We start from the raw sequence: 25,544 nt of genomic DNA, 5'->3' as shown, positions 1-25,544 counted from the left end.
GGGACCTCCGGCGCCCCGGGCCGGCGCCCCCGTGCGGGCCGTCCACGGCTTTCCCCGGCCCTGTTCACCTGCCAGGTTCGCCGGCCCAGCCGGATGACCCCCGGTCCCGCTCACACCGCCGCGCTCTCCGAAGCCGTGGTCCAGGCGAACCCGTCCGGGTCGGTGAACGGCTCGGTGTCGCCGGTGATGGTGAGGCGGTGGGAGCCGGTGCCGTCGGGGGAGACGCCGGCGACCTTGGCGAGGCCGCGGCGCTTGTACAGGGCCAGCTTGACGGGGCCCCCGGCCGCGAACTCCACGTACTTGGAGCCGAAGCTCTTGCCCACGGCCAGGCCGTGGTCGACGTAGAACTGCTTGGTGGCCCTCACGTCCTCGACACCGAGCAGCAGCACCACCTCGTCGACCCGCCCCGTCGCCGGGCCGGTGTTCTTCTTCGACGACGACGCGAGCTGCCAGATCGTGCCGTCCGGGGCCTGTACGACGCCCCCGTAGCCCCACAGCGACTTGGCGGCGGGCTTCAGCGGCGTCGCCCCGGCCCGCACGGCCGCTTCGAAGAGCGCGTCCACATCGGCCGGCTGGGAGACCACGAGCGACAGCGTGAACCCGCGGAAGCCGGAGGTCGGTGCCTCCGACGCCCGCAGGCGCAGCCGCCCGCCCAGTCCGAAGGCGGCGGAGTAGAAGCGGTCGGCGGCGGCGGGGTCGTCCACCTCGAGGGTGACGGATGCGATGGAGGTCATGGCAACGACGCTAATCGCGCCCCGCGAGAGGTGCTTCTCGATTCCTGACCGGGTTGCGCGGGGGCCTCAGGCCTGCTGCCGCTTCAGGTCCGCCAGCAGTTGGTGCAGCGGCTCCGTGGCCCTGCGCCGGTACTCCTGCACCGCCCAGCCGTTGCCGTCCGGGTCCCGGAAGTGCATGAACGTGGCGCCGTCGTCCGGGGAGTACTGGACCGGCTCCGAGACGTCGAGCCCTCGGCCGACCAGCTCCGCGTGGGCCGCCTTGATGTCGGCGACGCACAGCTGCAGGCCCTGGTAGGAGCCCGGAGCCGGGGTGGGGCCGGGCGTCATCTCCCAGATCGACTCGCCCAGGGCGATCGAACAGCCGGAACCCGGAGGGGTCAGCTGGACGATCCGCATCCCGGGCATGACCTCCTGGTCGATGTCCACGTGGAAGCCGACCTTGTCCCGGTAGAAGTCCCGGGCGCGGTCGATGTCGGACACGGGCAGCGGGATGACTTCGAGGGTGATGTCCACGGCGTGACTCCTTCGTCCGGCCTCATGAGAACCGCTCACCGGATCGGGCTGAAACCGGCTGAACGGCTCTCCCTCACCGAAGCCGAAAACGCCGGGCGGCGCCACCGAGTGGACGGCCACCGGACCCGCGCCGTGGCGGAAATGGCCCTCCCGTCCCCCGGAACGCCGCCAACGGCCGTACCGGGCGTCCCCCACGCGGCCAGTCCGCGTAGCCGCGTGCCCCGGCGGGCAGGCGTGTGGCGTCCCGGCCCGTGCGCAGGTGCGGGACATCGACCCGGCTGCCCGCACGTCCCCGTCCGCCCGCCGAACTCCCCGGCGCTTCCCCCGGCCCGTGCGGTTAGGCTCAAAGCCGTACGACCTTGATCCGACCCATGTCCCAGGAACAGTGCGAGGGAGGCCCGGATGACGGCGGTGCCGGGGCGCAGGAGCAGCACCTTCACACGGCTGCTGCGGCACGGCTTCACCGACGCGTCCGCCGCCGAGCGGCTCCTGGACAGCCCCGAGCTCGCGCCCCTGCGCGACGATCCGGTCCTGCTGGAGGCGCTGGGCGCCACCGCCGACCCCGATCTCGCGCTGCTCGGACTCGTCCGGCTGCTGGAGGCCCAGCGCGGCCCCGGCGCCCGCCGGGAACTGCTCGACACGCTGATCTCCTCCAAGCCGCTGCGCGACCGCCTCCTCGGCGTCCTCGGCGCGTCCACCGCCCTCGCCGACCACCTCGCCCGGCACCCGGACGACTGGCAGGCGCTCGTCATGTACGAGGCGTACGACCTGCACCCCGGGGTGGAGGAATTCGAGGCCGGCCTCGCGGAGGCCACCGACCCGGTCTCCCTGCGCGTCGCCTACCGGCGCTGCCTGCTGTCCATCGCCGCCCGGGACGTCTGCGGCACCACCGGCGTCGCCGAGTCCGCCGCCGAGCTGGCCGACCTCGCCACCGCCACGCTGCGTGCCGCCCTCGGGATCGCCGAGGCGGCCGCGCCCGAGGACGCGGCGCTGTGCCGCCTCGCGGTGATCGCCATGGGCAAGTGCGGCGGCCACGAACTGAACTACGTCTCCGACGTGGACGTCATCTTCGTCGGGGAGGCCACCGAAGGAGCCGACGAGACCAAGGCCGTACGCGCCGCGACCCGGCTCGCCTCGCACATGATGCGGATCTGCTCCGAGACCACCGTCGAGGGCTCCATCTGGCCCGTCGACGCCAATCTCCGCCCCGAGGGCCGCAACGGCCCCCTCGTGCGGACCCTCTCCAGCCACCTCGCCTACTACCAGCGCTGGGCCAAGACCTGGGAGTTCCAGGCGCTGCTCAAGGCCCGCCCGGTGGCCGGCGACCTCGACCTCGGCGCGGAGTACGTCGCCGCCGTCCAGCCCCTGGTGTGGAAGGCCGCCGAGCGCGAGAACTTCGTGCCCGACGTGCAGAAGATGCGCCGCCGGGTCGTGGAGAACATCCCCGCGGGCGAGGTCGACCGCCAGCTCAAACTGGGCCCGGGTGGCCTCAGGGACGTCGAGTTCGCCGTCCAGCTGCTCCAGCTGGTGCACGGCCGGGCCGACACCTCCCTGCGCAGCGGGACGACCCTGGACGCGCTGGAGGCCCTCGCGGCCGGCGGCTACGTCGGCCGGTCCGACGCGGCCCAGCTCGACGAGGCCTACCGCTTCCTGCGCTCCATGGAGCACCGCATCCAGCTGTTCCGGATGCGCCGCACCCACCTCGTCCCCGAGGACGAGGCCGAGCTGCGCCGCATCGGCCGCTCCCTGGGCCTGCGCGCGGACCCGGTCGCCGACCTGCACCGCGAGTGGCGGCGGCACGCGGGTGTCGTACGCCGCCTGCACGAGAAGCTCTTCTACCGGCCGCTGCTCGACGCGGTCGCCCAGCTCGCGACCGGCGAGGCCCGGCTGAGCACCGAGGCGGCCCGGGAACGCATGGTCGCCCTCGGCTACGCCGATCCCGCCTCCGCCCTGCGCCACCTGGAGGCGCTGGCCTCCGGCGTCACCCGCAAGGCCGCCATCCAGCGCACCCTGCTTCCCGTGCTGCTCGGCTGGTTCGCAGACTCCGCCGACCCGGACGCGGGCCTGCTGGGTTTCCGCAAGGTCTCCGACGCGCTCGGCAAGACCCCCTGGTACCTGCGGCTGCTGCGGGACGAGGGCGCCGCCGCGCAGAACCTCGCCCGGGTGCTGTCCGCCGGCCGGCTCGCACCCGACCTGCTGATGCGCGCCCCGGAGGCGGTCGCCCTGCTCGGCGACGGGGACGGCGGCGGCCTGGAACCCCGCTCACGCGCCCATCTGGAGCAGGAGATACTCGCCGCCGTGCGCCGGGCCGACGGCGCCGAACAGGCCGTCACGGCGGCCCGCGGAGTGCGCCGCCGCGAGCTGTTCCGCACGGCCGCCGCCGACATCGTCGGCTCCTACGGCACCGAGGAGCAGCCCGCCGAGGCCGACCAGGGTGCCCTGGTGGACCGGGTCGGCGCCGCGGTGTCGGACCTGACCGCCGCGACCCTGGCCGGCACGCTCCGCGCGGTCGTGCGCGACGGCTGGGGCGACGAGCTGCCCACCCGCTTCGCGATCATCGGCATGGGCCGGTTCGGCGGCCATGAGCTGGGCTACGGCTCCGACGCGGACGTGCTGTTCGTGCACGAACCGCGCGAGGGCGTCGACGAGCGGGAGGCCTCCCGGGCGGCGAACAAGGTCGTCTCCGAGATGCGCCGCCTGCTGCAGCTCCCCAGTGCCGACCCGCCCCTGCTCATCGACGCCGACCTGCGCCCGGAGGGCAAGTCCGGCCCGCTGGTCCGCACCCTCACCTCGTACGAGGCGTACTACCGCCGGTGGGCCCTGACCTGGGAGTCGCACGCGCTGCTGCGGGCCGAGCCCGTCGCCGGCGACGAGGAGCTGGGCCGCCGCTTCATCGAGCTGATCGACCCGCTGCGCTACCCGGCGGACGGACTCTCCGACGAGGCCGTGCGCGAGATCCGCCGGCTGAAGGCCCGCATGGAGTCCGAGCGCCTGCCGCGCGGCGCCGACCCCAAGCTGCACGCCAAGCTCGGGCCGGGCGGCCTGTCCGACGTGGAGTGGACCGTGCAGCTCATGCAGCTGCGGCACGGCTCGACGGAGCCGGGTCTGCGCACCACCCGCACCCGCGAGGCCCTGGCCGCCGCCCGCTCCGCCGGGCTCATCACGGACGAGGACGCGGCGACCCTGGACGAGGCCTGGGTCCTCGCGACCCGGGTCCGCAACGCGGTGATGCTGGTCCGCGGCCGGGCCGGCGACACGTTCCCGACCGAACCCCGGGAACTGGCCGCCGTGGGCAGGTACCTCGGCTACGGCCCGGGCCACGCGGGCGACATGCTGGACGCCTACCGCCGCACGGCACGCCGGGCGCGCGGTGTCGTGGAGGAACTGTTCTACGGCACCGCCGAGCGCTAGTGCCGCGGCAGGCAACGTTCGCCCGGTAGGGAGCGGCGTCCGGTGCGTGCTCTCGGCGTGCCGGCCGGGAGCCCTCGTACTGGATGTACTTGGGCTTTCGGCCGGTGCGGCGAGAGTGCGTGCCGGGCGTCGCGACGGGGCGAACGTCGCCTGCCACGGCACTAGGTGGTGCCGGCCTAGGGACGCCCACTCCGAGCGCCCGGGTGCCGGATTGCGGCCGAGAACCGGGACTCACCGCGCCTGCGCTCGTGCGCCACCCTCGGAAGCGCGTACGGCAGCCTGCCGTACCAGAGCCGCGCGACCGTGAACCCGAAGGCCAGGCACAGCAGGCCGCCGACCGCGTCCAGCCAGAAGTGGTTGGCCGTCGCGACGATGACCACCAGCGTCAGCGCCGGGTACATCAGGCCCAGCACCCGCACCCAGGGGACCGACGCCAGGGCGAAGATCGTCAGGCCGCACCACACGGACCAGCCGATGTGCATCGACGGCATCGCGGCGTACTGGTTGGACATGTGCTTCAGATCGCCCGACGCCATCGAACCCCAGGTCTGGTGGACCATGACCGTGTCGATGAAGTCGCCGCCGTTCATCAGCCGCGGGGGCGCCAGTGGATACAGGTAGTAGCCGACCAGGGCCACGGCCGTGGTCGCGAACAGCACCAGACGGGTCGCCGCGTACCGTCCGGGGTGGCGACGGTACAGCCACACCAGCACACCCAGCGTGACGATGAAGTGCAGCGTCGCGTAGTAGTAGTTCATCCCGACGATGAGCCAATGCACCGAGTTCACCGCCTGGTTGACCGACTCCTCGACGGCGATGCCCAGATGGTGCTCGACCCGCCAGATCCAGTCGGCGTTGTACAGCGCCTCCGCCTTCTGCTCGGGCACGGCGTTGCGGACGAGTGAGTACGTCCAGTAACTCACCGCGATCAGCAGGATCTCGAACCAGAACCGTGGCCGGCGCGGGGTGCGCAGCCGGCGCAGCGGGCCGCGCCCCGGATCGGCCGCAACGGGGTCCGGGAGGGCCGCTTCCAGGCCCTCCGGTTTCGTTACGGTCGTTTCACCCATAGGCGCAAAGTGTGCCAGAAGAGGACTTCTCCACCGATCATCCCGCGGCCCCACCCGGGCCGCATGTCCTACGCGGAATCCGGCCGCGCGACCCGGGCGGGCGCAGTGGAGGGACCCCTCAGGGACGGACGCGTTCGCCGGGGGCGGAAGCGGTCGAACCGCGCACCACCAGTTCCGGCATGAACACGAACTCGCTGTGCGGCGCGGGCGTCCCGCCGATCTCCTCCAGCAGCGTGCGCACGGCCGCCTGCCCCATGGCCGGGACCGGCTTGCGGATCGTGGTGAGGGGCGGGTCGGTGAAGGCGATCAGCGGGGAGTCGTCGAAGCCCACCACGGAGACGTCCTTCGGCACGTCCAGGCCGAGCTGCCGGGCCGCCCGGATCGCACCCAGCGCCATCATGTCGCTGGCGCACACCACGGCCGTGCAGTTCCGGTCGATCAACGCCGTGGCCGCCGCCTGACCACCCTCGAGGGTGTACAGGGAGTGCTGCACGAGCTCCGACTCGACCGTCTCGGCGCGCAGACCCAACTGGTCCTGCATCGTGCGCACGAACCCCTCGATCTTGCGCTGCACCGGTACGAACCGCTTGGGCCCGAGGGCCAGTCCGATCCGGGTGTGCCCCAGGGACACCAGGTGCGTGACCGCGAGGCTCATCGCCGCCCGGTCGTCGGGGGAGATGAACGGCGCCTGCACCTTCGGCGAGAAGCCGTCGACCAGTACGTAGGGCACGCCCTGGGCGCGCAGCCGGTCGTAGCGCTGCATGTCGGCGGTGGTGTCGGCGTGCAGTCCGGAGACGTAGATGATGCCGGCGACGCCGCGGTCCACGAGCATCTCGGTCAGCTCGTCCTCGGTCGAGCCGCCCGGGGTCTGGGTGGCCAGCACCGGCGTGTAGCCCTGCCGCGTCAGCGCCTGGCCGATGACCTGCGCCAGGGCCGGGAAGATCGGGTTCTCCAGCTCCGGGGTGATCAGCCCGACCAGCCCCTCGCTGCGCTGGCGCAGCCGCACCGGGCGTTCGTAGCCCAGCACGTCGAGAGCGGCCAGCACGGACTGGCGGGTGGTGTCGGCGACGCCCGGCTTCCCGTTGAGGACGCGGCTGACGGTCGCTTCGCTCACCCCCGCCTGCAACGCGATGTCGGCGAGCCGTGTGGTCACAGCACCGGACTGTAGCGGCCGGTGTTCCCCTTGCACACCGACGGGACGCCTGGTGCGCGCCGTCGCACGGCCCGCTGCGGGTGGCTTGGTCATCGCGGTCCCTCGAGATTCCTGGTCGGCGTCCGATCCGTCCGATCCGCAACGGATGATTCCCCCCGGCGGGCACGGATGGCAAGTGCTTGCAGAGTCTTGCACAGCCGCCCCATCGCCCGCCGGGCAGGCGGAATGAAGACTTCGGGGCGGTCGAGGCGAGGTCACGGCGGGATAACCATCCGCACCCCTTGCAACTTTTTGCTGCAAGGTCTTTCGCAAGTCGTTGCAGCGCGGCTAATCTCACCGACGCCCGGCCGCCAACGGCGCAGTCGGCAGCACGAACGGGCTTCACCCTCAAGGAGAACTCATGCGGCGTGGCATAGCGGCCACCGCGCTGGTGGCGTCCCTCGCCCTGGCGGCGACGGCCTGCGGCGGAAGCGACAGCGGCGACGAGGCCGGCGGCCCGGTCACCATCACCTGGTGGGACACCTCCAACGCCACCAACGAGGCGCCGACGTACCAGGCCCTGGTCAAGGAGTTCGAGGCCGCCAACAAGGACATCAAGGTCAAGTACGTCAACGTCCCCTTCGACCAGGCGCAGAACAAGTTCGACACCGCCGCCGGTTCCAAGGGCGCCCCCGACGTGCTGCGCTCCGAGGTCGGCTGGACCCCCGCCTTCGCCAAGAAGGGCTTCTTCGCGCCGCTGGACGGCACCGAGGCCCTCGCCGAGCAGGACAAGTTCCAGCCCAGCCTGATCGAGCAGGCCACGTACGAGGGCAAGACCTACGGCGTCCCCTTCACCACGGACACCCTCGCCCTGGTCTACAACAAGGCCCTGTTCGAGAAGGCCGGCGTCGAGGCGCCCAAGACCTGGGACGAGCTGAAGAAGGCCGCCGCCACGATCAAGAGCAAGACCGGCGTCGACGGCTACTGGGGCTCCACCCAGGCCTACTACGCCCAGTCCTTCCTCTACGGCGAGGGCACCGACACCGTCGACGCCGACGCCAAGAAGATCACCGTCACCTCGCCCGAGGCCAAGAAGGCCTACGGCACCTGGCAGGGCCTGTTCAAGGGCAAGGGCCTGCACAAGGCCGACACCACCGCCGACGCCTACGCCCACATCCAGGAGGCGTTCGTCAGCGGCAAGGTCGCCGCGATCGTCCAGGGCCCGTGGGAGATCACGAACTTCTACAAGGGCTCGGCCTTCAAGGTCAAGAACAACCTCGGCATCGCCACCGTCCCGGCCGGCTCCACCGGCAAGGCGGGCGCCCCGACCGGCGGCCACAACCTCTCCGTGTACGCGGGCTCCGACAAGGCCCACCAGGAGGCCTCGCTGAAGTTCGTGAAGTTCATGACCTCGGCCAAGGCCCAGGAGACCATCGCGCTGAAGAACAACACGCTCCCCACGCGCGAGGACGCCTACACCGCGAAGGTCAAGGCCGACCCGGGCATCGCCGGCTACCAGAGCGTGCTCTCCGCCGCCCAGCCGCGCCCGGCGCTGCCGGAGTACAGCTCCCTGTGGGGCCCGCTCGACGACGAGCTGCTCAAGATCGCGGGCGGCAAGGTGTCCCTGGACAAGGGCCTCGGCAACGCCGAGACGGCCATCGCCAAGCTGGTGCCGGACTTCTCCAAGTGACCGCCGGGTGGCCGCGGGTCCCCCTGCCACGGGGGAGGGGAACCCGCGGCCACCGGCCCGCGCCTGCCGCCCGGCAGTCTCCTTGACCTCCTTGAACCTCCAGAAGGTGTCGAACCATGACAGTCGCCATCGACCGAGCGACCGGCAAGCGGCGCGGTGAGCGGGAACCGCGACCCGGCCCGGCCCAGCGGCTGAAGAACGGCTTCCACAAGCACTGGTACGCCTACGCGATGATCGCCCCCGTGGCGGTCGTCCTGGGCGTCCTCGTGGTGTACCCGCTGGTGTACGGCCTGTACCTCACCCTCACCGACGCCACCAGCCTCAACACCGCCCGCACGATCGGCGTCAACCACATCGACGCCACGTACAAGTTCATCGGCCTGGACAACTACGCCGACATCCTGTGGGGCCCGACGGCGTACGACCGGTTCTGGTCGCACTTCCTGTGGACGGTCTTCTGGACGGCGGCCTGCGTCGCCCTGCACTACGGCATCGGTCTCGGCCTCGCCCTGCTGCTCAACCAGAAGCTGCGCGGCCGCACCCTCTACCGGATGATCCTCGTCCTGCCCTGGGCGGTGCCGACCTTCGTCACCGTGTTCGGCTGGCGGTTCATGCTCGCCGACGGCGGCATCATCAACTCCGGCCTGGAGTTCCTGCACCTGCCGACGCCGCTGTGGCTGGAGGACACCTTCTGGCAGCGGTTCGCCGCGATCATGGTCAACACCTGGTGCGGTGTGCCGTTCATGATGGTCTCGCTGCTCGGCGGCCTGCAGTCGATCGACGCGAGCCTGTACGAGGCCTCCGAGATGGACGGCGCCAACGCCTGGCAGCGGTTCCGCTACGTCACGCTGCCCGGTCTGAGGTCCGTCAGCACGACGGTCGTCCTGCTCGGCGTGATCTGGACGTTCAACCAGTTCGCCATCATCTTCCTGCTGTTCGGCAACACCGCCCCGGACGCGCAGATCCTCGTCACCTGGTCCTACTACCTGGGCTTCGGGCAGCAGCCGCGCGACTACGCCCAGTCCGCCGCCTACGGAATCCTGCTCCTGTCCATCCTGATCGTCTTCACCTCCTTCTACCGCCGCTGGCTGAACCGCAACGAGCAGCAGCTCGCGATCTGAGGCAGGAGTTCCCCATGAGTACGACCACCGTCGAGAGCCCGGCCCCGGCCGGCGAGCGGCGCCCCGCGAACGCACCCGGCAAGGTCCGCGGTCGAGGCGAGCGCGGTCTCGGAGCCTCCCTCGCCTCGCACGCCGTGCTGATCGCCGCCAGCCTGGCCGCGCTCTTCCCGATCGCCTGGCTGCTCTTCCTGTCCCTCGGCCCGGACAAGGACGACTACCTCCACCCCGGGCGCATCTGGGGCAAGATGACGTTCGACAACTACGCGTTCGTCCTGCAGGACACCGGCTTCTTCGACTGGCTGAAGAGCACGCTGGTCGTGGTGCTGGGCACGACGCTGATCGGCGTCGTCGTCGCCGCGTCCACCGGCTACGCGGTCTCCCGCATGCGGTTCCCCGGCTACCGGAAGCTGATGTGGGTGCTGCTGGTCACCCAGATGTTCCCCATCGCGGTACTGATCGTGCCGATGTACCAGATCCTCTCGGATCTGCAGCTCATCGACAGCTACCTTGGTCTCATCCTTGTCAACTGCACCACGATCGTGCCGTACTGCGCCTGGCTGATGAAGGGCTATTTCGACACCATCCCGTTCGAGATCGACGAGGCGGGGCGCGTCGACGGGCTGACCCCCTTCGGCACGTTCGCGCGGCTCATCCTGCCGCTCGCCAAGCCGGGCCTCGCGGTCGCGGCGTTCTACAGCTTCCTCACGGCCTTCGGTGAGGTCGCGTTCGCCTCGACGTTCATGCTGAGCGACGACAACTACACCTTCGCCGTCGGTCTGCAGACGTTCGTGAGCGAGCACGACGCGCAGCGCAACCTGATGGCTGCGACGGCCGTGCTGATCGCGATACCGGCTGCCCTGTTCTTCTACCTGGTGCAGAAGAACCTGGTGACCGGACTGACGGCCGGCGGCACGAAGGGGTGACCGTCGCGAGTGATCGGCCGCGGGTTCGTCGTGGCTGGTCGCGCCACGCGGCGGAGCCGCAGATCGATAGAGTCCCGCGCCCCTGACGGGGCGCGGGGTGGGCGGCTGCGGTGCCCATCCGACCCCGCTGTACCGCGGCCGCCCTCATCTCCCCACCCACGCTTCCATGACCGACCTCCTGTTACGCATCAAGGACGACATGAGCCAGCACTCAGCCGCACCTGCCCCCACCCCCGCGTCCGCCGTCGCCGTGGCCAAGCGCCGCGACTGGTGGCGGGACGCGGTGATCTACCAGGTGTACCCGCGCAGCTTCGCCGACAGCAACGGTGACGGCATGGGCGACCTGGAGGGTGTCCGCACCCGTCTGCCGTACCTGCGCGACCTCGGCGTGGACGCCGTGTGGCTCAGCCCCTTCTACGCCTCGCCGCAGGCCGACGCCGGCTACGACGTGGCCGACTACCGTGCCGTCGACCCCATGTTCGGGAACCTGCTGGACGCCGACGCGCTGATCCGCGACGCCCACCGGCTGGGCCTGAGGATCATCGTCGACCTCGTCCCGAACCACTCCTCCGACCAGCACGAGTGGTTCAAGCGGGCCGTCGCCGAGGGGCCGGGCTCCTCCCTGCGGGACCGCTACCACTTCCGTCCCGGCAAGGGCGACAACGGCGAACTGCCGCCCAACGACTGGGAGTCGATCTTCGGCGGCCCGGCCTGGACCCGGGTCACCGAACCCGACGGCACGCCCGGCGAGTGGTACCTGCACCTCTTCGCCCCGGAGCAGCCCGACTTCAACTGGGAGCACCCGGCGGTCGGCGACGAGTTCCGCTCCATCCTGCGCTTCTGGCTGGACATGGGCGTCGACGGCTTCCGGGTCGACGTGGCCCACGGCCTGGTGAAGGCGGAAGGATTGCCCGACCTTGGATCCCACGACCAGGTGAAACTGCTGGGCAACGATGTCATGCCGTTCTTCGACCAGGACGGCGTGCACGAGATCTACCGGCAGTGGCGGCTGATCCTCGACGAGTATGCGGGCGAACGCATCTTCGTCGCCGAGGCCTGGACCCCGACCATCGAGCGCACCGCGAACTACGTCCGTCCCGACGAGCTGCACCAGGCCTTCAATTTCCAGTACCTCAGCACCCACTGGGACGCCGAGGAGATGCGCGAGGTCATCGACCGCACCCTGGAGGCCATGCGCCCGGTCGGCGCCCCCGCCACCTGGGTGCTGTCCAACCACGACGTGACCCGGCACGCCACCCGCTTCGCCAACCCGCCCGGTCTGGGCACCCAGATCCGCCTGGCCGGCGACCGGGCCCTGGGGCTGCGCAGGGCCAGGGCCGCGAGCCTGCTCATGCTGGCGCTGCCCGGCTCGGCGTACGTCTACCAGGGCGAGGAGCTCGGCCTTCCGGACGTCGTCGACCTGCCGGACGAGGTGCGGCAGGACCCGGCGTACTTCCGGGGCGCGGGCCAGGACGGCTTCCGCGACGGCTGCCGGGTGCCGATCCCGTGGACCCGGACGGGTTCGTCGTACGGCTTCGGTGACGGCGGCAGCTGGCTGCCGCAGCCGGAGGGCTGGGGCGAGCTGAGCGTCGAGGCGCAGACCGGCGAGCCCGGTTCGACCCTGGAGCTGTACCGGGCCGCGCTCGCCGTGCGCCGCGAGCGGCCCGACCTCGGCGCCGGTACGTCCGTGGAATGGCTGCGGGCACCCGAGGGCGTGCTGGCCTTCCGCCGCGGGGAGTTCGTGTGCGTCGCCAACACCACGGGCGAGTCGGTGGCGATGCCGGCGTACGGCCGGGTCCTGGTCGCGAGTGGCGAGATCGTGCAGGTCGACGACGAGGCGAAGGTGCCGGCCGACACGACGGTGTGGTGGACCACGGCGACCACCGCGACCGCCGAGGCCCGCGCCTGATTTTCCTTTGAATTCCGTACGGCCCGCTGCCCTTTCGGGCGGCGGGCCTCTACTATCTGCGTCACCGCAAGGTTTCTGAACCTTGCTGCAAGAACCTTCAACGAAGAAGGAAGCCCCACATGGCACGCAGATACCTCGCCTCCGCCGTCGCGCTCGCAGCCGCTTCGGTTGTCATGCACCCGACTGATGCGCAGGCCTCCCCACCTGGCACCAAGGACGTCACCGCCGTCCTCTTCGAGTGGAACTTCGCCTCGGTCGCCCGCGAGTGCACCACCACCCTCGGGCCCGCCGGTTACGGCTCCGTCCAGGTCTCCCCACCCGCCGAGCACATACAGGGCCCGCAGTGGTGGACCTCGTACCAGCCGGTCAGCTACAAGATCGCCGGCCGGCTCGGCGACCGCGCGGCGTTCCGGAACATGGTGAACACCTGCCACGCGGCCGGTGTGAAGGTCGTCGTGGACGCCGTCGTCAACCACATGTCGGCGGGCAGCGGCACCGGCACCGGCGGCTCGTCGTACAGCAAGTACACCTACCCCGGCCTGTACTCGTCGTTCGACTTCGACGACTGCACCAGCCGGATCGGCGACTACCGGGACCGCTGGAACGTCCAGCACTGCGAACTGGTCGGTCTCGCCGACCTCGACACGGGCGAGAGCCATGTCCGCGGCGCGATCGCCGGGTACCTGAACGACCTGCTCTCCCTCGGCGTCGACGGCTTCCGCGTCGACGCGGCCAAGCACATCGACGCGGCCGACCTGGCGAACGTCAAGTCGCGGCTGTCGAACCCCTCGGTGTACTGGAAGCAGGAGGTCATATACGGCGCCGGTGAGGCCGTCCAGCCCACCGAGTACACGAGTAACGGCGACGTCCAGGAGTTCCGCTACGCCTACGACCTCAAGAGGGTCTTCAACAACGAGAACCTCGCCTACCTGAAGAACTACGGCGAGGGCTGGGGCTACATGAACAGCGGCGTCTCCGGTGTCTTCGTCGACAACCACGACACCGAGCGCAACGGCTCGACCCTCAGTTACAAGGACGGGGCGAACTACACCCTGGCCAACGTCTTCATGCTGGCCTGGCCCTACGGCGCCCCCGACGTCAACTCCGGATACGAGTTCTCCGACACGGATGCGGGTCCGCCCAACGGCGGTGCGGTGAACGCCTGCTGGCAGGACGGCTGGAAGTGCCAGCACAACTGGCCCGAGATCAAGTCCATGGTGGCCTTCCGCAACGCCACCCGGGACCAGGCCGTCACGGACTGGTGGGACAACGGCGGCGACGCCATCGCCTTCGGCCGTGGGAACAAGGGCTTCGTGGCCATCAACCACGAGTCGGGCTCGCTGAGCCGTACGTATCAGACGTCGTTGCCTGCGGGGACGTACTGCGATGTGCAGAACAACAGGACCCTGACGGTGAACTCCGGCGGGCAGCTCACGGCCACCCTGGGCGCGAACACGGCCCTGGCGGTCTACGCGGGCAAGTCGAGCTGCTGAGCGGCCGACTGAAAGTTTTTTCCGATGGTTTCAAGCCTCTTGCTGTAAGTGTTGCGGCGGCGATACGGTCGCGCGGGGTCGGACCCGAAGAGCCGTAATCGCAAGGAGCCCATCTGTGATACCGAGATGGCCGACGCCGTCGAGGCGCCGAACCACCCATGCCGGACGGGTCGCTGCGGTCACCGTGACCGCGCTGGCCGCAGCGCTCGTCCAGCCCCTCGCGGCGCGGGCCGGCACACCGCCTCCGCCCCCCTCCGACGCCAGGCTGGCGGCCCAGCCCGCCCGGCACGACGCCACCCGCGAACAGTTCTACTTCGTCCTGCCGGATCGTTTCGCCAACGGCGACCCGCGCAACGACAAGGGCGGCCTGACCGGCTCGCGCCTCGCCACCGGCTACGACCCCACCGACAAGGGCTTCTACCAGGGCGGCGACCTCAAGGGCCTGACCAAGAAGCTCGACTACATCAAGGGCCTGGGCACCACCGCCCTGTGGATGGCCCCCCTCTTCAAGAACCGGCCCGTGCAGGGCACCGGGGCCAACGCCTCCGCCGGCTACCACGGCTACTGGATCACCGACTTCACCCAGGTCGACCCGCACTTCGGCACCAACGAGGACCTCGAGAACCTCATCGACAAGGCCCACGCCAAGGGCATGAAGGTCTTCTTCGACGTCATCACCAACCACACCGCCGATGTCGTCGACTACGAGGAGAAGTCCTACGACTACCTCTCCAAGGGCGCCTTCCCGTACCTGACGAAGGACGGCGTGCCCTTCGACGACGCCGACTACGCCGACGGGCGGCGCCGCTTCCCCGCGGTCGACCGGGACTCCTTCCCGCGCACCCCGGTGGTCACCGGGAAGAACAAGGTGCCGTCGTGGCTCAACGACCCGACGATGTACCACAACCGCGGCGACTCCACCTTCGCCGGTGAGAGCTCCACCCACGGCGACTTCTCCGGGCTCGACGACCTGTGGACCGAGCGGCCCGAGGTCGTGCGGGGCATGGAGCGGATCTACCAGCGCTGGGTGCGGGACTTCGACGTCGACGGCTTCCGGATCGACACCGTGAAGCACGTGAACATGGAGTTCTGGACGCAGTGGGCCACCGCCCTCGACGCCTACGCCGCGCGGCAGGGCCGGGACGACTTCTTCATGTTCGGCGAGGTCTACTCGGCCGACACCGACATCACCGCCCCGTACGTCACCCAGGGCCGGCTCGACGCCACCCTCGACTTCCCCTTCCAGGAGGCGGCCCGCCAGTACGCCTCCCAGGGCGGCAGCGCCCGCACGCTCGCGAGGGTCTTCGGCGACGACTACAAGTACACGACCGCCAAGGCCAACGCCTACGAGCAGGTCACCTTCCTCGGCAACCACGACATGGGCCGCATCGGGTCGTTCCTCAAGCAGGACAACCCCAAGGCCACCGACGCCGAGATCCTCGCCAAGGACGAGCTCGCCAACGAGCTGATGTTCCTCAGCCGCGGCAACCCCGTCGTCTACTACGGCGACGAACAGGGCTTCACCGGCCCGGGCGGCGACAAGGACGCCCGGCAGACGATGTTCGCCTCACGCACCGCCGACTACCTCGACGACGACCGCATCGGCACCGGCCGCACCCACGCCGAGGACGCCTACGACACCAAGGCGCCCCTCTACCGGCAGATCAGCACCCTCGCGGGGCTCCGCAAGGCCCACCCGGCCCTCACCGACGGCGTCCAGCAGGAGCGGTACGCGGCCGACGGCCCCGGCGTCTACGCCTTCTCCCGCACCGACGCCAAGACCGGCACCGAGTACGTCGTCGCCTTCAACAACGCGGGAGAGAAGAAGACCGCGACCTTCCCGACGGGCTCGGCCCGCATGACCTTCGAAGGCCTGTACGGCACCGACGCAGCCCGGACGAGCGACGGCGACAAGAAGCTCACAGTCACCGTCCCGGCCGGTTCGGCCATCGTCCTCAAGGCATCCGGAAAGCTCACCGAGCCCGCCACCGCACCGACCCTCACCCTGAAGGCGCCGGAGGCCGGAGCCACCGGCACGGTCGAACTCAGCGCCGACGTGGCGGGCGGGCAGCTCAACCGGGTCGTCTTCGCCGCGCAGACCGGCAGCGGCACGTGGCAGGTCCTCGGCTCCGCCGACCACGCCCCGTACAAGGTCACCCACACCATCGGGAAGAACGTCGCCCCCGGCACGGCCCTGCGCTACAAGGCCGTCGTGGTCGACTCGGCCGGCCGCACCGCGAGCGCCCTGGCCGCCTCCGTCACCGGCACCCCGCCCGCCCCCGAGCCGCCCACCGCCTCCTCCCGCGACTACGCGATCGTCCACTACAAGCGCACCGACGGCGACTACGCCGACTGGGGCCTGTACGCCTGGGGCGACCTCGCCGAGGGCGAGGCCACCGAGTGGCCCGCGAGCCATCCCTTCACCGGCCGGGACGCCTACGGCGCCTTCGCCTGGGTCAAGCTCAAGCCCGGCGCCTCGAACGTCGGCTTCCTCGTCATCGACAAGGACGGCACCAAGGACGTCTCCACCGACCGCTCGATCGACGTCACCAAGACCGGCGAGACCTGGATCGAGCAGGGCAAGGACACCGTCACCACCGAACGGCCCGACTACCCGGCGCCCGACACGTCCAAGGCCGTCCTGCACTACCACCGGGCCGACGGCGCCTACGACGGCTGGGGTCTGCACGTGTGGACCGGCGCCGCGAACCCCACCGACTGGTCGAACCCCCTGAAGCCGGTGAAGACTGACTCCTATGGCGCTGTCTTCGAGGTGCCGCTCACCGAGGGTGCCACCAGTCTCAGCTACATCCTCCACAAGGGCGACGAGAAGGACCTGCCCACCGACCAGTCGCTCGACCTCAAGGCGAACGGCCACGAGGTGTGGCTGGTGAGCGGCCAGGAGAAGTACCTGCTCCCGCAGCCCGCGGGCAGTGCCGCCGCCCTCGACCTGACCACCTCCAAGGCGGTCTGGATCGACCGGAACACCCTCGCCTGGAACGGCTCCGAAGCCGCCGCGTCCACCCAGCTGCTGTCCTCCCGGGACGGTTCGATCAAGGCCGAGGACGGCGCCCTGACCGGCGACGCCACGTGGCTGCGCCTGGCGAAGAGCGAGCTCACCGACGCCCAGAAGGCGAAGTTCCCGCACCTGAAGGCGTACGACGCCTGGACCGTCGACCCCCGTGACCGCCACCGGGTCCGTGAGGCCCTGCGCGGCCAAATCGTCGCCACGCAGCGAGCTGCCAACGGCGCGGTGCTCGCGGCCACCGGCGTCCAGATCGCCGGAGTCCTCGACGACCTGTACCCCGGCGCCACCGAGGCCGACCTGGGGCCCGCCTTCTCCCAGGGCCGCCCCACCCTGTCCGTGTGGGCGCCGACCGCGCAGTCCGTCGCCCTGGAACTCGACGGCAAGGCCGTCGCCATGCGCCGCGACAGCGCCACCGGCGTCTGGTCCGTCACCGGCCCGGCGTCCTGGAAGGGCAAGCCCTACCGGTACGTCGTGAAGGTCTGGGCGCCCGGCGTCCGCCAGGTCGTCACCAACAAGGTCACCGACCCCTACGCCCTCGCCCTCACCGCCGACTCCGAGCGCGGCCTCGTCGTCGACCTGGACGACAAGGCCCTCAAGCCGGCCGGCTGGTCGTCGTACACCAAGCCCAGGGCCGTGCCGCTGCGGGACGCCCAGATCCAGGAGCTGCACATCCGGGACTTCTCCGTCGAGGACCGCACGGCGAAGAACCCCGGCACCTACCTCGCCTTCACCGACAAGGCGAGCGACGGCAGCAAGCACCTGCGTGAGCTCGCGAAGGCGGGCACCTCGTACGTCCATCTCCTGCCGGCGTTCGACATCGCCACCATCCCGGAGAGGAAGACCGACCAGGCGAAGCCCGACTGCGACCTGGCGTCCTTCCCGGCCGACTCCGAGCGGCAACAGGAGTGCGTCGGGAAGACCGCCGCGAAGGACGCCTACAACTGGGGCTACGACCCGTACCACTACACCGTCCCCGAGGGCTCCTACGCCACCGACCCGGACGGCACCGCCCGCACGGTCGAGTTCCGCAGGATGGTCAAGGCCCTCAACGACGACGGGCTGCGGGTCGTCATGGACGTCGTCTACAACCACACCGCCGCCAGCGGCCAGGCCGGCACCTCCGTCCTGGACCGGATCGTGCCCGGCTACTACCAGCGGCTCCTCGCCAACGGCTCCGTCGCCAACAGCACCTGCTGCGCCAACACGGCCACCGAGAACGCCATGATGGGCAAACTGGTCGTCGACTCGATCGTCACCTGGGCCAAGGAGTACAAGGTCGACGGCTTCCGCTTCGACCTCATGGGCCACCACCCGAAGGCCAACATCCTGGCCGTGCGCAAGGCCCTGGACGAGCTGACCCTCGCGAAGGACGGCGTCGACGGCAAGAAGATCATCCTCTACGGTGAGGGCTGGAACTTCGGCGAGGTCGCCGACGACGCCCGGTTCGTCCAGGCCACGCAGAAGAACATGGCCGGCACCGGCATCGCCACCTTCTCCGACCGGGCCCGTGACGCCGTCCGCGGCGGCGGCCCCTTCGACGAGGACCCCGGCGTCCAGGGCTTCGCCTCCGGCCTGTACACCGACCCCAACTCCTCCAAGAGCAACGGCACGCCCGCCGAGCAGAAGGCCAGGCTCCTGCACTACCAGGACCTCATCAAGGTCGGCCTCTCCGGCAACCTCGCGGGCTACCGGTTCACCGACACCGGCGGCAAGGAGGTCAAGGGCTCCGACGTCGACTACAACGGCGCCCCCGCCGGATACGCCGACGCCCCGGGAGACGCCCTCGCCTACGCCGACGCGCACGACAACGAGTCCCTGTTCGACGCGCTCGCCTTCAAGCTGCCCGCCACGACCGGCGCGTCCGACCGGGCCCGGATGCAGGTCCTCGCCATGGCGACGGCCACCCTCTCCCAGGGCCCGGCCCTCTCCCAGGCCGGCACCGACCTGCTGCGCTCCAAGTCCCTGGACCGCAACTCCTACGACAGCGGCGACTGGTTCAACGCCGTCCACTGGAGGTGCGAGGACGGCAACGGCTTCGGCCGCGGCCTGCCCATGGCGGCCGACAACACCGACAAGTGGCCGTACGCCAAGCCCCTGCTGAGCACCGTCAAGGTGGGCTGCGAGCAGATCGAGGGCACCTCGGCCGCCTACCGCGACCTGCTGCGGATCCGGAGCACCGAGAAGGACTTCTCCCTCGGCACCGCGGCGCAGGTGCAGTCCCGGCTCTCCTTCCCGCTGTCCGGCACGGACGAGACGCCCGGCGTCATCACCATGCGCCTCGGTGACCTCGTCGTCGTCTTCAACGCCACGCCCGAACGCCAGGAGCAGCGCGTGTCCGCACTCGCCGGGACCGGCTACCGGCTGCACCCGGTGCAGGCGGCGGGCGCGGACGCCACCGTGAAGTCCGCCGCCTACGCGCAGGACTCCGGCACCTTCGCCGTGCCGGCGCGCACGGTCGCGGTCTTCACCCGGACCGCGGGGTAGTCCACCCGGTGCGGGCGGGGCGGACCGCGACCGGCGGCCCGCCCCGCCCGCGGCTAGGGTGAGCACACCGAACGGGAACAGGAGTGCTGATGCCGCAGATCACCGTCGACTATTCCGCCGACCTCGCCGACGGCTTCGACCGGCCCGGATTCGCCAAGGCGCTGCACGAGGCGACGGTCGAGATCGCGGCCGCCAAGCCGCCCGCCTGCAAGACCAGGTTCCGCCCGACCGAGGACATCGTGGTCGGTCCGGAGACCGAGGGGCACGCCCACGTCCACGTCCATATCGCGCTGCTCGCCGGCCGCACCGACGAGACCAAGGCCCGGCTCACCGAGGCCGCGCTGGAGCTCGTGCGGAACCACGTGAAGCCCGCCGCCCCTCTCGCCCTGCACGCCTCCGCCGAGGTCCGCGACCTGGATCCGTCGTACGCGAAGTACGAGAGCTGAGCCGGATCATCCCGCCAGCGCGATGAGCCGGCCGACCAGGTACGCGAACGGGCCGTCGGCCGGTTCGTCCTCGAGTGCGCCGCGCAGCAGCTCCGCCATCTCCTCGTCGTAGGCGGCGCTGACGGCGGCGAGCGCGGCGAAGTCGTTGACGAGCTGCGGCTCCAGCTCCTCGCGCGGGATGCGCCGGCCGTCCAGCCAGATCAGCGCCGTCGACTCGGCGAGCGAGATCCAGGAACGGACGACCAGTTCGAGGCGCGCGGGCGGATCGGTCACGCCCAGGTGCGAAAGGATCTGGACATACGCGGCCTGCCGTACGGAGTCGACGAGCGCGTTGGTCGTCGAGGAGCCGACGGCCGGACCGCCGCGCATCAGGGCGGAGAACCCGGGCCCGTGCTCGTCCACGAAGTCGAAGTAGCGGTGCATCACGCGCAGCAGCCGCGCCCCCAGCGGACCCTCGTGCGGCTCCACGAAACGGGCCGCCAGATCGTCCGAGGCGCGCTGCAACGCGGCCTCGTACAGGCTGAGTTTGCCGGGGAAGTAGTGGTAGACCAGCGGGCGTGAGATACCCGCGGCCGACGCTATCTCGTCGATGGAGACCTCGTCGGGCGAGCGGCGGCTGAACAGTTCGAGGGCGACGCCGATCAACTGCTGCCGTCGCTCCTCGACTCCCATTCTGCGGCGAACCCCGGTAGTCATGCGAACACCTTACCGATCGATTCCGGCCTCGAACGGGCCGGATCGATCGCCGGGTTCCACCGGCCTCTCCGCACGGGCCGGCGACACGCCCCCGGTCAGCGCAGTCCGCGCAGCGAACGCCCGTCCTTCAGGGTCCCCTTGAGCTGAGCCCTGGCCCCCCGCTCGGCCGGGACGGTCAGCAGGCTGCCCCGAGCTTCCCCGTTCACTGCGCCCGTCGCCCGGACCGACGCCGTCTTCCGGCTGCCGGCGGCCAGCAGGTACCAGTCGCCGGCCTTCGACTTCCACAGCACCCCGGCCAGCACATACGGGTCCCGCGCCCCGCAGGCGGGGACGTTCTCGGCCTGCGCCGCCGCCGCGCCGTACGCCCCGCCCGGAGTGTGGAACTGCGCCAGCACCCGCGCCCCGCCGCCGCGCCAGGTCTCGGCCCGTGTGCACACCCACGCCGCCGAGCCGCTCGCGTCGGGCAGCGGCTGTTCGTTGAACGCCCAGGCGTTGACGCTCCGCACCCCTGCCGAGCGCATCGTGCCCAGCGAGCAGGCGAACGGCTTCCAGGTGTGCAGCGCCGCGGCCCCGGACACCTCGGCCGGGGAGCCCGGCCGCCCGGTGGTGAGCCGGGCCGGGACCAGTTCGCCCAGGTCGGTCAGCAGCCGGGTCCCGCCGCCGTCGGTCACCTGCAGCACGTTCCACGAGGTGCAGGGGCCGGACCGCAGGGCCGGGCTGGCCAGCGGCGCGGCCACACCGCCGGTGAGCGGAAGGGGCATCGCGCCGGAGCGCGGCTTCATCAGGTCCCGCTCGCCGGCCTTCCGCACCCAGGGGGCCGTCAGGTAGCGGACGTTGCCGTCGGACCGGCCGAGGACCACCGCGCCCGCCTCGGCCCGGCCGGCCCCGTCCACCCGGGCGAGGTCGAGGGCGGCGCCCTGCGTGCCGTCCGTCGGCTCGGCGTACCGGACGATGCGCAGACCGTCGTAGAGGATCACCACGCGCGCCGCGTCGACCGTCCCCGCGTACAGCAGCTGGGGCGGGCCGGCGGGGCCCCCGGAGAGGGTGCCGGGGGTCGCCGACACCTGGACCGTCTCGCCGGGGCGGGCCCACACGGCCAGGGCACGGCGCAGCAGGGCCTTGTCGCCGGTGCGGTCGCCGCGGGCCGGCCATACCGAGAAGTCGGTGCGCGCCGAGCTGCGCCAGGCCGTGGGCGGGACCCGGGTCAGCTTCGCCGGGTCCAGGGCGGCCTGCGCGGCCGGGTTCCGCGCATACGGGGGTGCCGCGGCGCCGTCGGGGCCCCAGCCCTCACCGGGCAGGCCGAGCAGGGCCCCGCACACCAGCAGGGCGGCACCGGCGGCCAGCGCGGCCTTCAGGTGCTGGCGGCGGCGCATCAGGTCGGTGGGGCGGGCCTGGAGTGAGCAGGGGTCGAACTCGGGGGAGTCGAGCAGCCCGTACTGGGCGGGGACGCCGTCGGCCTCCAGCACCGCGCCCTCCGGGTCGGCGGCGCCCGCGGCGGCGAGGACCTCGCACACCCCGTCGTCCGTGAGCCGCTCCAGACCGCGCAGCGCGTAGGCGGCCCGGGCCGGGCCGGACAGGGTGGACAGCCGCTGGTCCAGGGCGAGTTCGTCGGCGCCGCCGGAGCGCGGGAACAGCTTCAGGCCCCACACGTGCGGCAGCAGCGGAGGCAGCTGGGCCCGCTTGGGCCAGGCCTTCGCCTTCAGCGGCAGCCCCGCCTCCAGCGCCGTGCGCAGGACCTGGAGACGGACCAGGGCGTAGCCGGGGTCGCCGTCCCGCCCTGTGGACTGCGCCGGGATCACCGGGGACGGCGTGCGGTTGCGGGGCAGGGCCCGCTGGGTGAGGGCGTGTGCGGTCAGGACACGGCGGCTGCGGCCCAGCCCGGGCGGCAGGACCAGGTAGGCCAGCCGGACGAGCCGCGGGTAGTGCTCGACGAGCGCGGCCTCGGCCTGCTCGACGTCGACGACCGGGCCGGCGGGGGAGGAGGGTGCGGGGCGCTGGGCGACATCCTGTGACTGCACGTTCAGCAGAACGAGCGAATCGTTGGTTGGTCACCTGGCCGCGGGCGTCACGCCCCCGGGTGTGCCCCGGGTTCCACGAGCAGCCGGGCGTAGTTCGCCATGGACCGCTGGTAGCGCGGCAGGTGCGGGGCCAGGGCGCCCAGGGCCAGCGCGAGTGCCTCCCGGTCACGGCCGAGGCTCGACAGACACAGCGCGAGGGTCGCGCGTACGGGGTCGTCCAGCTCGTCGGACGGGGCGAGAAGCTCGGGCGTCAGCAGTGCGACGCCCTCTTCGGCCCGGCCGGTGTTCCGCAGCGAGCTGGCCAGCTGGATCTTCGTCCGGCGTGCCTTGTAGGGGCTGACGTCTCCCAGCCCGTTCGCCAGTGCCTCCTCGTACAGCGGGACCGCCTTGTCGGAGCGGCCGGTCGAGTCCCAGGCGCAGGCCTGCTCGAACGGGCCGAGCGGACTGCCCCCGGGCAGCTCGGCGACGAGGGCGTCGACGTCGGCGCGGAAGCGGGCCTCGCCCTCCTCCGTCTCGGCGTAGTCGTCGAAACGGTCCCAGAGGGCGGCCACACGGTCTTCCCAGTCCTGATCCACCCGGACACCCTCGCACACGCGTGCACACCGTGGCAGCGGGATTTTGAGCACGGCGGGCTCCGCAGCCGTATCGAGGGCGAGAGCCTCTTGCCGGGGGCTCGGTGCGGCATGCGTCCGGATCGTGCCGTGACAGGGACCGTGCCGACAAGGACCGGAGGAACAGATGAGGGTGACCCGACCGATGCTCGCGCTGAGCGGCGCGGTGGCGATACTGGCGCTGGCCGGCTGCGGCGGATCCGGCGGCAAGGACGCGGCGGCCGTTCCGAAGGAGGTGAGCGGCAGCCTGGAGCACATCGCCGCCGAGGCCGACTGCAAGCCGAACATGCAGACCGACGCGGACACCATCCGCCAGGCGCTGTGCAAGAAGGGCAAGGAGAAGTACGTCCTGGCGACCTTCTCCACGGACCGCGGCCAGCGCGAGTGGCTGAACAGCGCCAAGGACTACGGCGGTTACTACCTCGTCGGCCGCAAGTGGGTGGCCGTCGGCCAGCAGAAGACGGTCACGGCGCTGCAGGGCACGCTCGGCGGGACCATGGAGGAGGGTTCCGAGCACATGAACCCGGGCGGCAGCCACAACAAGAACGGCCATAGCGGCGGCGGCAGCAGCCATCACGGCTGAGCCCGCGGGGCGGAGCGGCAGAAGGCCGGCGGTGGGAACTCCCACCGCCGGCCTTCTGCGTTACCGGTTCAGGACTACTGGCAGTCCTGGCCGTCGTTGATGCACTGGACCATCTTGTTCATCAGGTTCTCGTCGAAGAAGTTGATGAAGTCGTTGTGGTCGGTGATCGCCTTGTGCAGCTGCTCCGGGAAAGAGTCCACCGCGAAGGCGTTCTGCACCTGCCCGTTGTTGATCTGCGGCGCCTGTACGTCGTAGACCAGGCGGACCTGGAGCTGGGGGATGGCCTTGAAGCCGTTCGAGCAGCTGCCGTCCGCCTCGACGAAGTCGACGTGGGTGCGGTGGTTGGCGCTGTCGATGTTCTGGCCGTCCCAGCAGCTCTGGAAGTTGGACGTCCGCACCACGGAGCTGCCCTCGGGGCAGAGCGGGTACTTGTCCGTCACCTGACGGTCCTCGAAGCCGGTGCAGCTCCAGGAGGTGTTGGCGTTGTTCAGGCCGTTGGTGGTGGACTTGGCGTCACCGGTGATGATGCGCAGGGCCTTCGGCATCGCGACGACGTCGCTGGTGCGGTTGCCGACGAACTTCAGCTGGGCCTCGGCCGGCTCGACGATCTTGCCGACGTTGCCGTCCTGGCCACCGCCGGGCTGACCGGCGTCGATGTCGTCCGAACCGTCCTGGATCCGCAGGACCGGCCAGAAGTAGGAGGACTTGTCGCCCTGGTTCTGGCAGGTGGTCTGGGCGTTCGCCAGGTCCTCGTCGCTCGCGAAGGCGTTGTTGCTCTGGTTGCCGACGTAGTCGTGCTGGTGCTGCGCACCGTTGGAGACACCCGGCGCCACGATCACGTTGTCCGAGTTGCGGTTCTCGTTCTCGTTGGTGCCGCACTCCGTGGTGAACGTGCCCGTGGAACCGCCGTCGCCGTTCGCGGGGAGGCCGTTCGGCAGGTTGCGGGAGTTGGGCTGGACGTCCTCGATCTTGATGAAGTCGTTCGCCGCCGGGCCGTTGCCGGCCTGCCCGCCGTTGCCGCCCTGGTCCTGCCCGCCGTTGTCCTGGCCCTGGTCCTGACCGCCCTGGTCCTGACCGCCCTGGTCCTGGCCACCGTCGTTGTTCTGGCCGTCATTGTTCTGGCCGTCGTTGTTCTGGCCCCCGCCGGCCTGGCCGTCGTTGGTGTTGGCCTCGGCGGCCATGCCCTTGCACGCGGCCAGCTGCTCGAGGTTGCCCGGGGCCTGACCGCCCACCCGCCGGATGTTGATGCCGATCCGGTCGATGACCGCGACGCGCTTCGACTTCAGCGGGCCGAGGATGGCGTTGTCGACGAAGCTCGCGTCACCGGCCTGGGCCTGACGCGTGGAGGCGAGACGGGTGTAGGCCTCGCTGATCTGCTTGTCGAGGTTGGCCAGCTCCTTGTCCACCCCCTGGCGAGCGCCGTCCGGCACATCGGTCAGCTTCTGTCCCACGTCCGGGCACTGGATCGTGGCGATCTGTGCGCCCGCGGACTTCGTCTGGTTCGCCGAGTTCTCCTCGTGCGCCGAGGCGTAGAAGTTTGCCCAGATCAGCCCGCCCCCACCGAGCGCTAGGGCCGCCGATGCGGCAATGGCCTTGGTGGCCAGCGGCGTACGGCGTTTTCTTGTGTTGCGTCCCATGGAACTCCTCTGACTTCCTTTTTCGGGGGCATTCGAGGCGCCCGACAG

Annotated in this window: 17 protein-coding genes; 9 read left to right on the top strand and 8 right to left on the bottom strand. The window is 70.9% G+C overall.

Annotated elements, in window-relative coordinates; all coding sequences use genetic code 11:
• Positions 1 to 110: 110 nt before the first annotated feature.
• Together AB0F04_RS09645 and AB0F04_RS09640 are read right to left on the bottom strand one after the other, a co-directional pair.
• Complete coding sequence (locus tag AB0F04_RS09645) at positions 111 to 734, bottom strand: glyoxalase (protein ID WP_362039555.1); 624 nt, start codon at positions 732 to 734, stop codon at positions 111 to 113.
• A 66-nt stretch (positions 735 to 800) separates the two neighbouring features.
• Positions 801 to 1,247, bottom strand: a complete 447-nt coding sequence (locus tag AB0F04_RS09640) for a VOC family protein (RefSeq protein ID WP_362039553.1) — start codon at positions 1,245 to 1,247, stop codon at positions 801 to 803.
• Between the two features lie 402 nt (positions 1,248 to 1,649).
• Between AB0F04_RS09640 and AB0F04_RS09635 the strand changes: the two genes are divergently transcribed.
• Entirely contained in the window at positions 1,650 to 4,658 is a 3,009-nt protein-coding gene (locus AB0F04_RS09635; RefSeq protein ID WP_362039551.1) for a bifunctional [glutamine synthetase] adenylyltransferase/[glutamine synthetase]-adenylyl-L-tyrosine phosphorylase, read from the top strand.
• Positions 4,659 to 4,834: 176 nt separating this feature from the next.
• Here AB0F04_RS09635 and AB0F04_RS09630 read toward each other — a convergent pair whose 3' ends face one another.
• Both AB0F04_RS09630 and AB0F04_RS09625 read right to left on the bottom strand, forming a co-directional pair.
• On the bottom strand, positions 4,835 to 5,725 hold the full coding sequence (locus AB0F04_RS09630; RefSeq protein ID WP_362039549.1) for a phosphatase PAP2 family protein: 891 nt from the start codon (positions 5,723 to 5,725) through the stop codon (positions 4,835 to 4,837).
• 118 nt (positions 5,726 to 5,843) lie between these two features.
• On the bottom strand, positions 5,844 to 6,878 hold the full coding sequence (locus AB0F04_RS09625; protein WP_053672030.1) for a LacI family DNA-binding transcriptional regulator: 1,035 nt from the start codon (positions 6,876 to 6,878) through the stop codon (positions 5,844 to 5,846).
• A gap of 400 nt (positions 6,879 to 7,278) precedes the next feature.
• Between AB0F04_RS09625 and AB0F04_RS09620 the strand changes: the two genes are divergently transcribed.
• The 7 genes from AB0F04_RS09620 to AB0F04_RS09590 all read left to right on the top strand — a co-directional run bounded on the left by AB0F04_RS09620 (position 7,279) and on the right by AB0F04_RS09590 (position 19,951).
• Entirely contained in the window at positions 7,279 to 8,547 is a 1,269-nt protein-coding gene (locus AB0F04_RS09620) for an extracellular solute-binding protein (RefSeq protein WP_362039546.1), read from the top strand.
• 116 nt (positions 8,548 to 8,663) lie between these two features.
• Positions 8,664 to 9,668, top strand: coding sequence for a sugar ABC transporter permease (locus tag AB0F04_RS09615; protein WP_362039543.1), 1,005 nt, complete (start codon positions 8,664 to 8,666; stop codon positions 9,666 to 9,668).
• Between the two features lie 14 nt (positions 9,669 to 9,682).
• Positions 9,683 to 10,591, top strand: a complete 909-nt coding sequence (locus tag AB0F04_RS09610; RefSeq protein WP_362039541.1) for a carbohydrate ABC transporter permease — start codon at positions 9,683 to 9,685, stop codon at positions 10,589 to 10,591.
• A 199-nt stretch (positions 10,592 to 10,790) separates the two neighbouring features.
• Positions 10,791 to 12,500 (top strand): glycoside hydrolase family 13 protein, encoded by a 1,710-nt coding sequence (locus tag AB0F04_RS09605; protein WP_362039801.1) that lies wholly within the window; start codon positions 10,791 to 10,793, stop codon positions 12,498 to 12,500.
• A 119-nt stretch (positions 12,501 to 12,619) separates the two neighbouring features.
• Positions 12,620 to 13,993, top strand: coding sequence for an alpha-amylase family protein (locus tag AB0F04_RS09600; protein ID WP_362039539.1), 1,374 nt, complete (start codon positions 12,620 to 12,622; stop codon positions 13,991 to 13,993).
• Between the two features lie 115 nt (positions 13,994 to 14,108).
• Positions 14,109 to 19,505: a pullulanase-type alpha-1,6-glucosidase gene (gene pulA / locus AB0F04_RS09595; protein ID WP_362039537.1), complete on the top strand. Its 5,397-nt coding sequence runs from the start codon at positions 14,109 to 14,111 to the stop codon at positions 19,503 to 19,505.
• 89 nt (positions 19,506 to 19,594) lie between these two features.
• Positions 19,595 to 19,951, top strand: coding sequence for a 5-carboxymethyl-2-hydroxymuconate Delta-isomerase (locus tag AB0F04_RS09590; RefSeq protein ID WP_362039535.1), 357 nt, complete (start codon positions 19,595 to 19,597; stop codon positions 19,949 to 19,951).
• Between the two features lie 6 nt (positions 19,952 to 19,957).
• Here AB0F04_RS09590 and AB0F04_RS09585 read toward each other — a convergent pair whose 3' ends face one another.
• From AB0F04_RS09585 to AB0F04_RS09575, 3 genes are all read right to left on the bottom strand, one after another.
• Complete coding sequence (locus AB0F04_RS09585; protein ID WP_362039532.1) at positions 19,958 to 20,647, bottom strand: TetR/AcrR family transcriptional regulator; 690 nt, start codon at positions 20,645 to 20,647, stop codon at positions 19,958 to 19,960.
• A gap of 95 nt (positions 20,648 to 20,742) precedes the next feature.
• Positions 20,743 to 22,665, bottom strand: coding sequence for a hypothetical protein (locus AB0F04_RS09580; RefSeq protein WP_362039530.1), 1,923 nt, complete (start codon positions 22,663 to 22,665; stop codon positions 20,743 to 20,745).
• 47 nt (positions 22,666 to 22,712) lie between these two features.
• Entirely contained in the window at positions 22,713 to 23,240 is a 528-nt protein-coding gene (locus tag AB0F04_RS09575) for a tetratricopeptide repeat protein (RefSeq protein ID WP_362039528.1), read from the bottom strand.
• Between the two features lie 163 nt (positions 23,241 to 23,403).
• Here AB0F04_RS09575 and AB0F04_RS09570 point away from each other — a divergent pair, with 163 nt between their 5' ends.
• Positions 23,404 to 23,859, top strand: coding sequence for a hypothetical protein (locus AB0F04_RS09570; RefSeq protein WP_362039525.1), 456 nt, complete (start codon positions 23,404 to 23,406; stop codon positions 23,857 to 23,859).
• Positions 23,860 to 23,933: 74 nt separating this feature from the next.
• On the opposite strand, the gene AB0F04_RS09565 is transcribed toward AB0F04_RS09570, so the two are convergent.
• On the bottom strand, positions 23,934 to 25,496 hold the full coding sequence (locus AB0F04_RS09565; protein ID WP_362039523.1) for a DUF1996 domain-containing protein: 1,563 nt from the start codon (positions 25,494 to 25,496) through the stop codon (positions 23,934 to 23,936).
• Between the last annotated feature and the right edge of the window lie 48 nt (positions 25,497 to 25,544).

Source organism: Streptomyces sp. NPDC029041 (assembly GCF_040637515.1).
Classification (GTDB): domain Bacteria; phylum Actinomycetota; class Actinomycetes; order Streptomycetales; family Streptomycetaceae; genus Streptomyces.
Note: the sequence above shows the minus strand (reverse complement) of the source record. Positions and strands in the feature narration are given on the sequence as shown.

Coding starts and splice junctions, on each gene's coding strand:
- AB0F04_RS09645 (WP_362039555.1), bottom strand. CDS start 734: ATGACCTCCATCGCATCCGTCACCCTCGAGGTGGACGACCCCGCCGCC.
- AB0F04_RS09635 (WP_362039551.1), top strand. CDS start 1,650: ATGACGGCGGTGCCGGGGCGCAGGAGCAGCACCTTCACACGGCTGCTG.
- AB0F04_RS09630 (WP_362039549.1), bottom strand. CDS start 5,725: ATGGGTGAAACGACCGTAACGAAACCGGAGGGCCTGGAAGCGGCCCTC.
- AB0F04_RS09620 (WP_362039546.1), top strand. CDS start 7,279: ATGCGGCGTGGCATAGCGGCCACCGCGCTGGTGGCGTCCCTCGCCCTG.
- AB0F04_RS09615 (WP_362039543.1), top strand. CDS start 8,664: ATGACAGTCGCCATCGACCGAGCGACCGGCAAGCGGCGCGGTGAGCGG.
- AB0F04_RS09610 (WP_362039541.1), top strand. CDS start 9,683: ATGAGTACGACCACCGTCGAGAGCCCGGCCCCGGCCGGCGAGCGGCGC.
- AB0F04_RS09605 (WP_362039801.1), top strand. CDS start 10,791: ATGAGCCAGCACTCAGCCGCACCTGCCCCCACCCCCGCGTCCGCCGTC.
- AB0F04_RS09600 (WP_362039539.1), top strand. CDS start 12,620: ATGGCACGCAGATACCTCGCCTCCGCCGTCGCGCTCGCAGCCGCTTCG.
- AB0F04_RS09590 (WP_362039535.1), top strand. CDS start 19,595: ATGCCGCAGATCACCGTCGACTATTCCGCCGACCTCGCCGACGGCTTC.
- AB0F04_RS09585 (WP_362039532.1), bottom strand. CDS start 20,647: ATGACTACCGGGGTTCGCCGCAGAATGGGAGTCGAGGAGCGACGGCAG.
- AB0F04_RS09570 (WP_362039525.1), top strand. CDS start 23,404: ATGAGGGTGACCCGACCGATGCTCGCGCTGAGCGGCGCGGTGGCGATA.
- AB0F04_RS09565 (WP_362039523.1), bottom strand. CDS start 25,496: ATGGGACGCAACACAAGAAAACGCCGTACGCCGCTGGCCACCAAGGCC.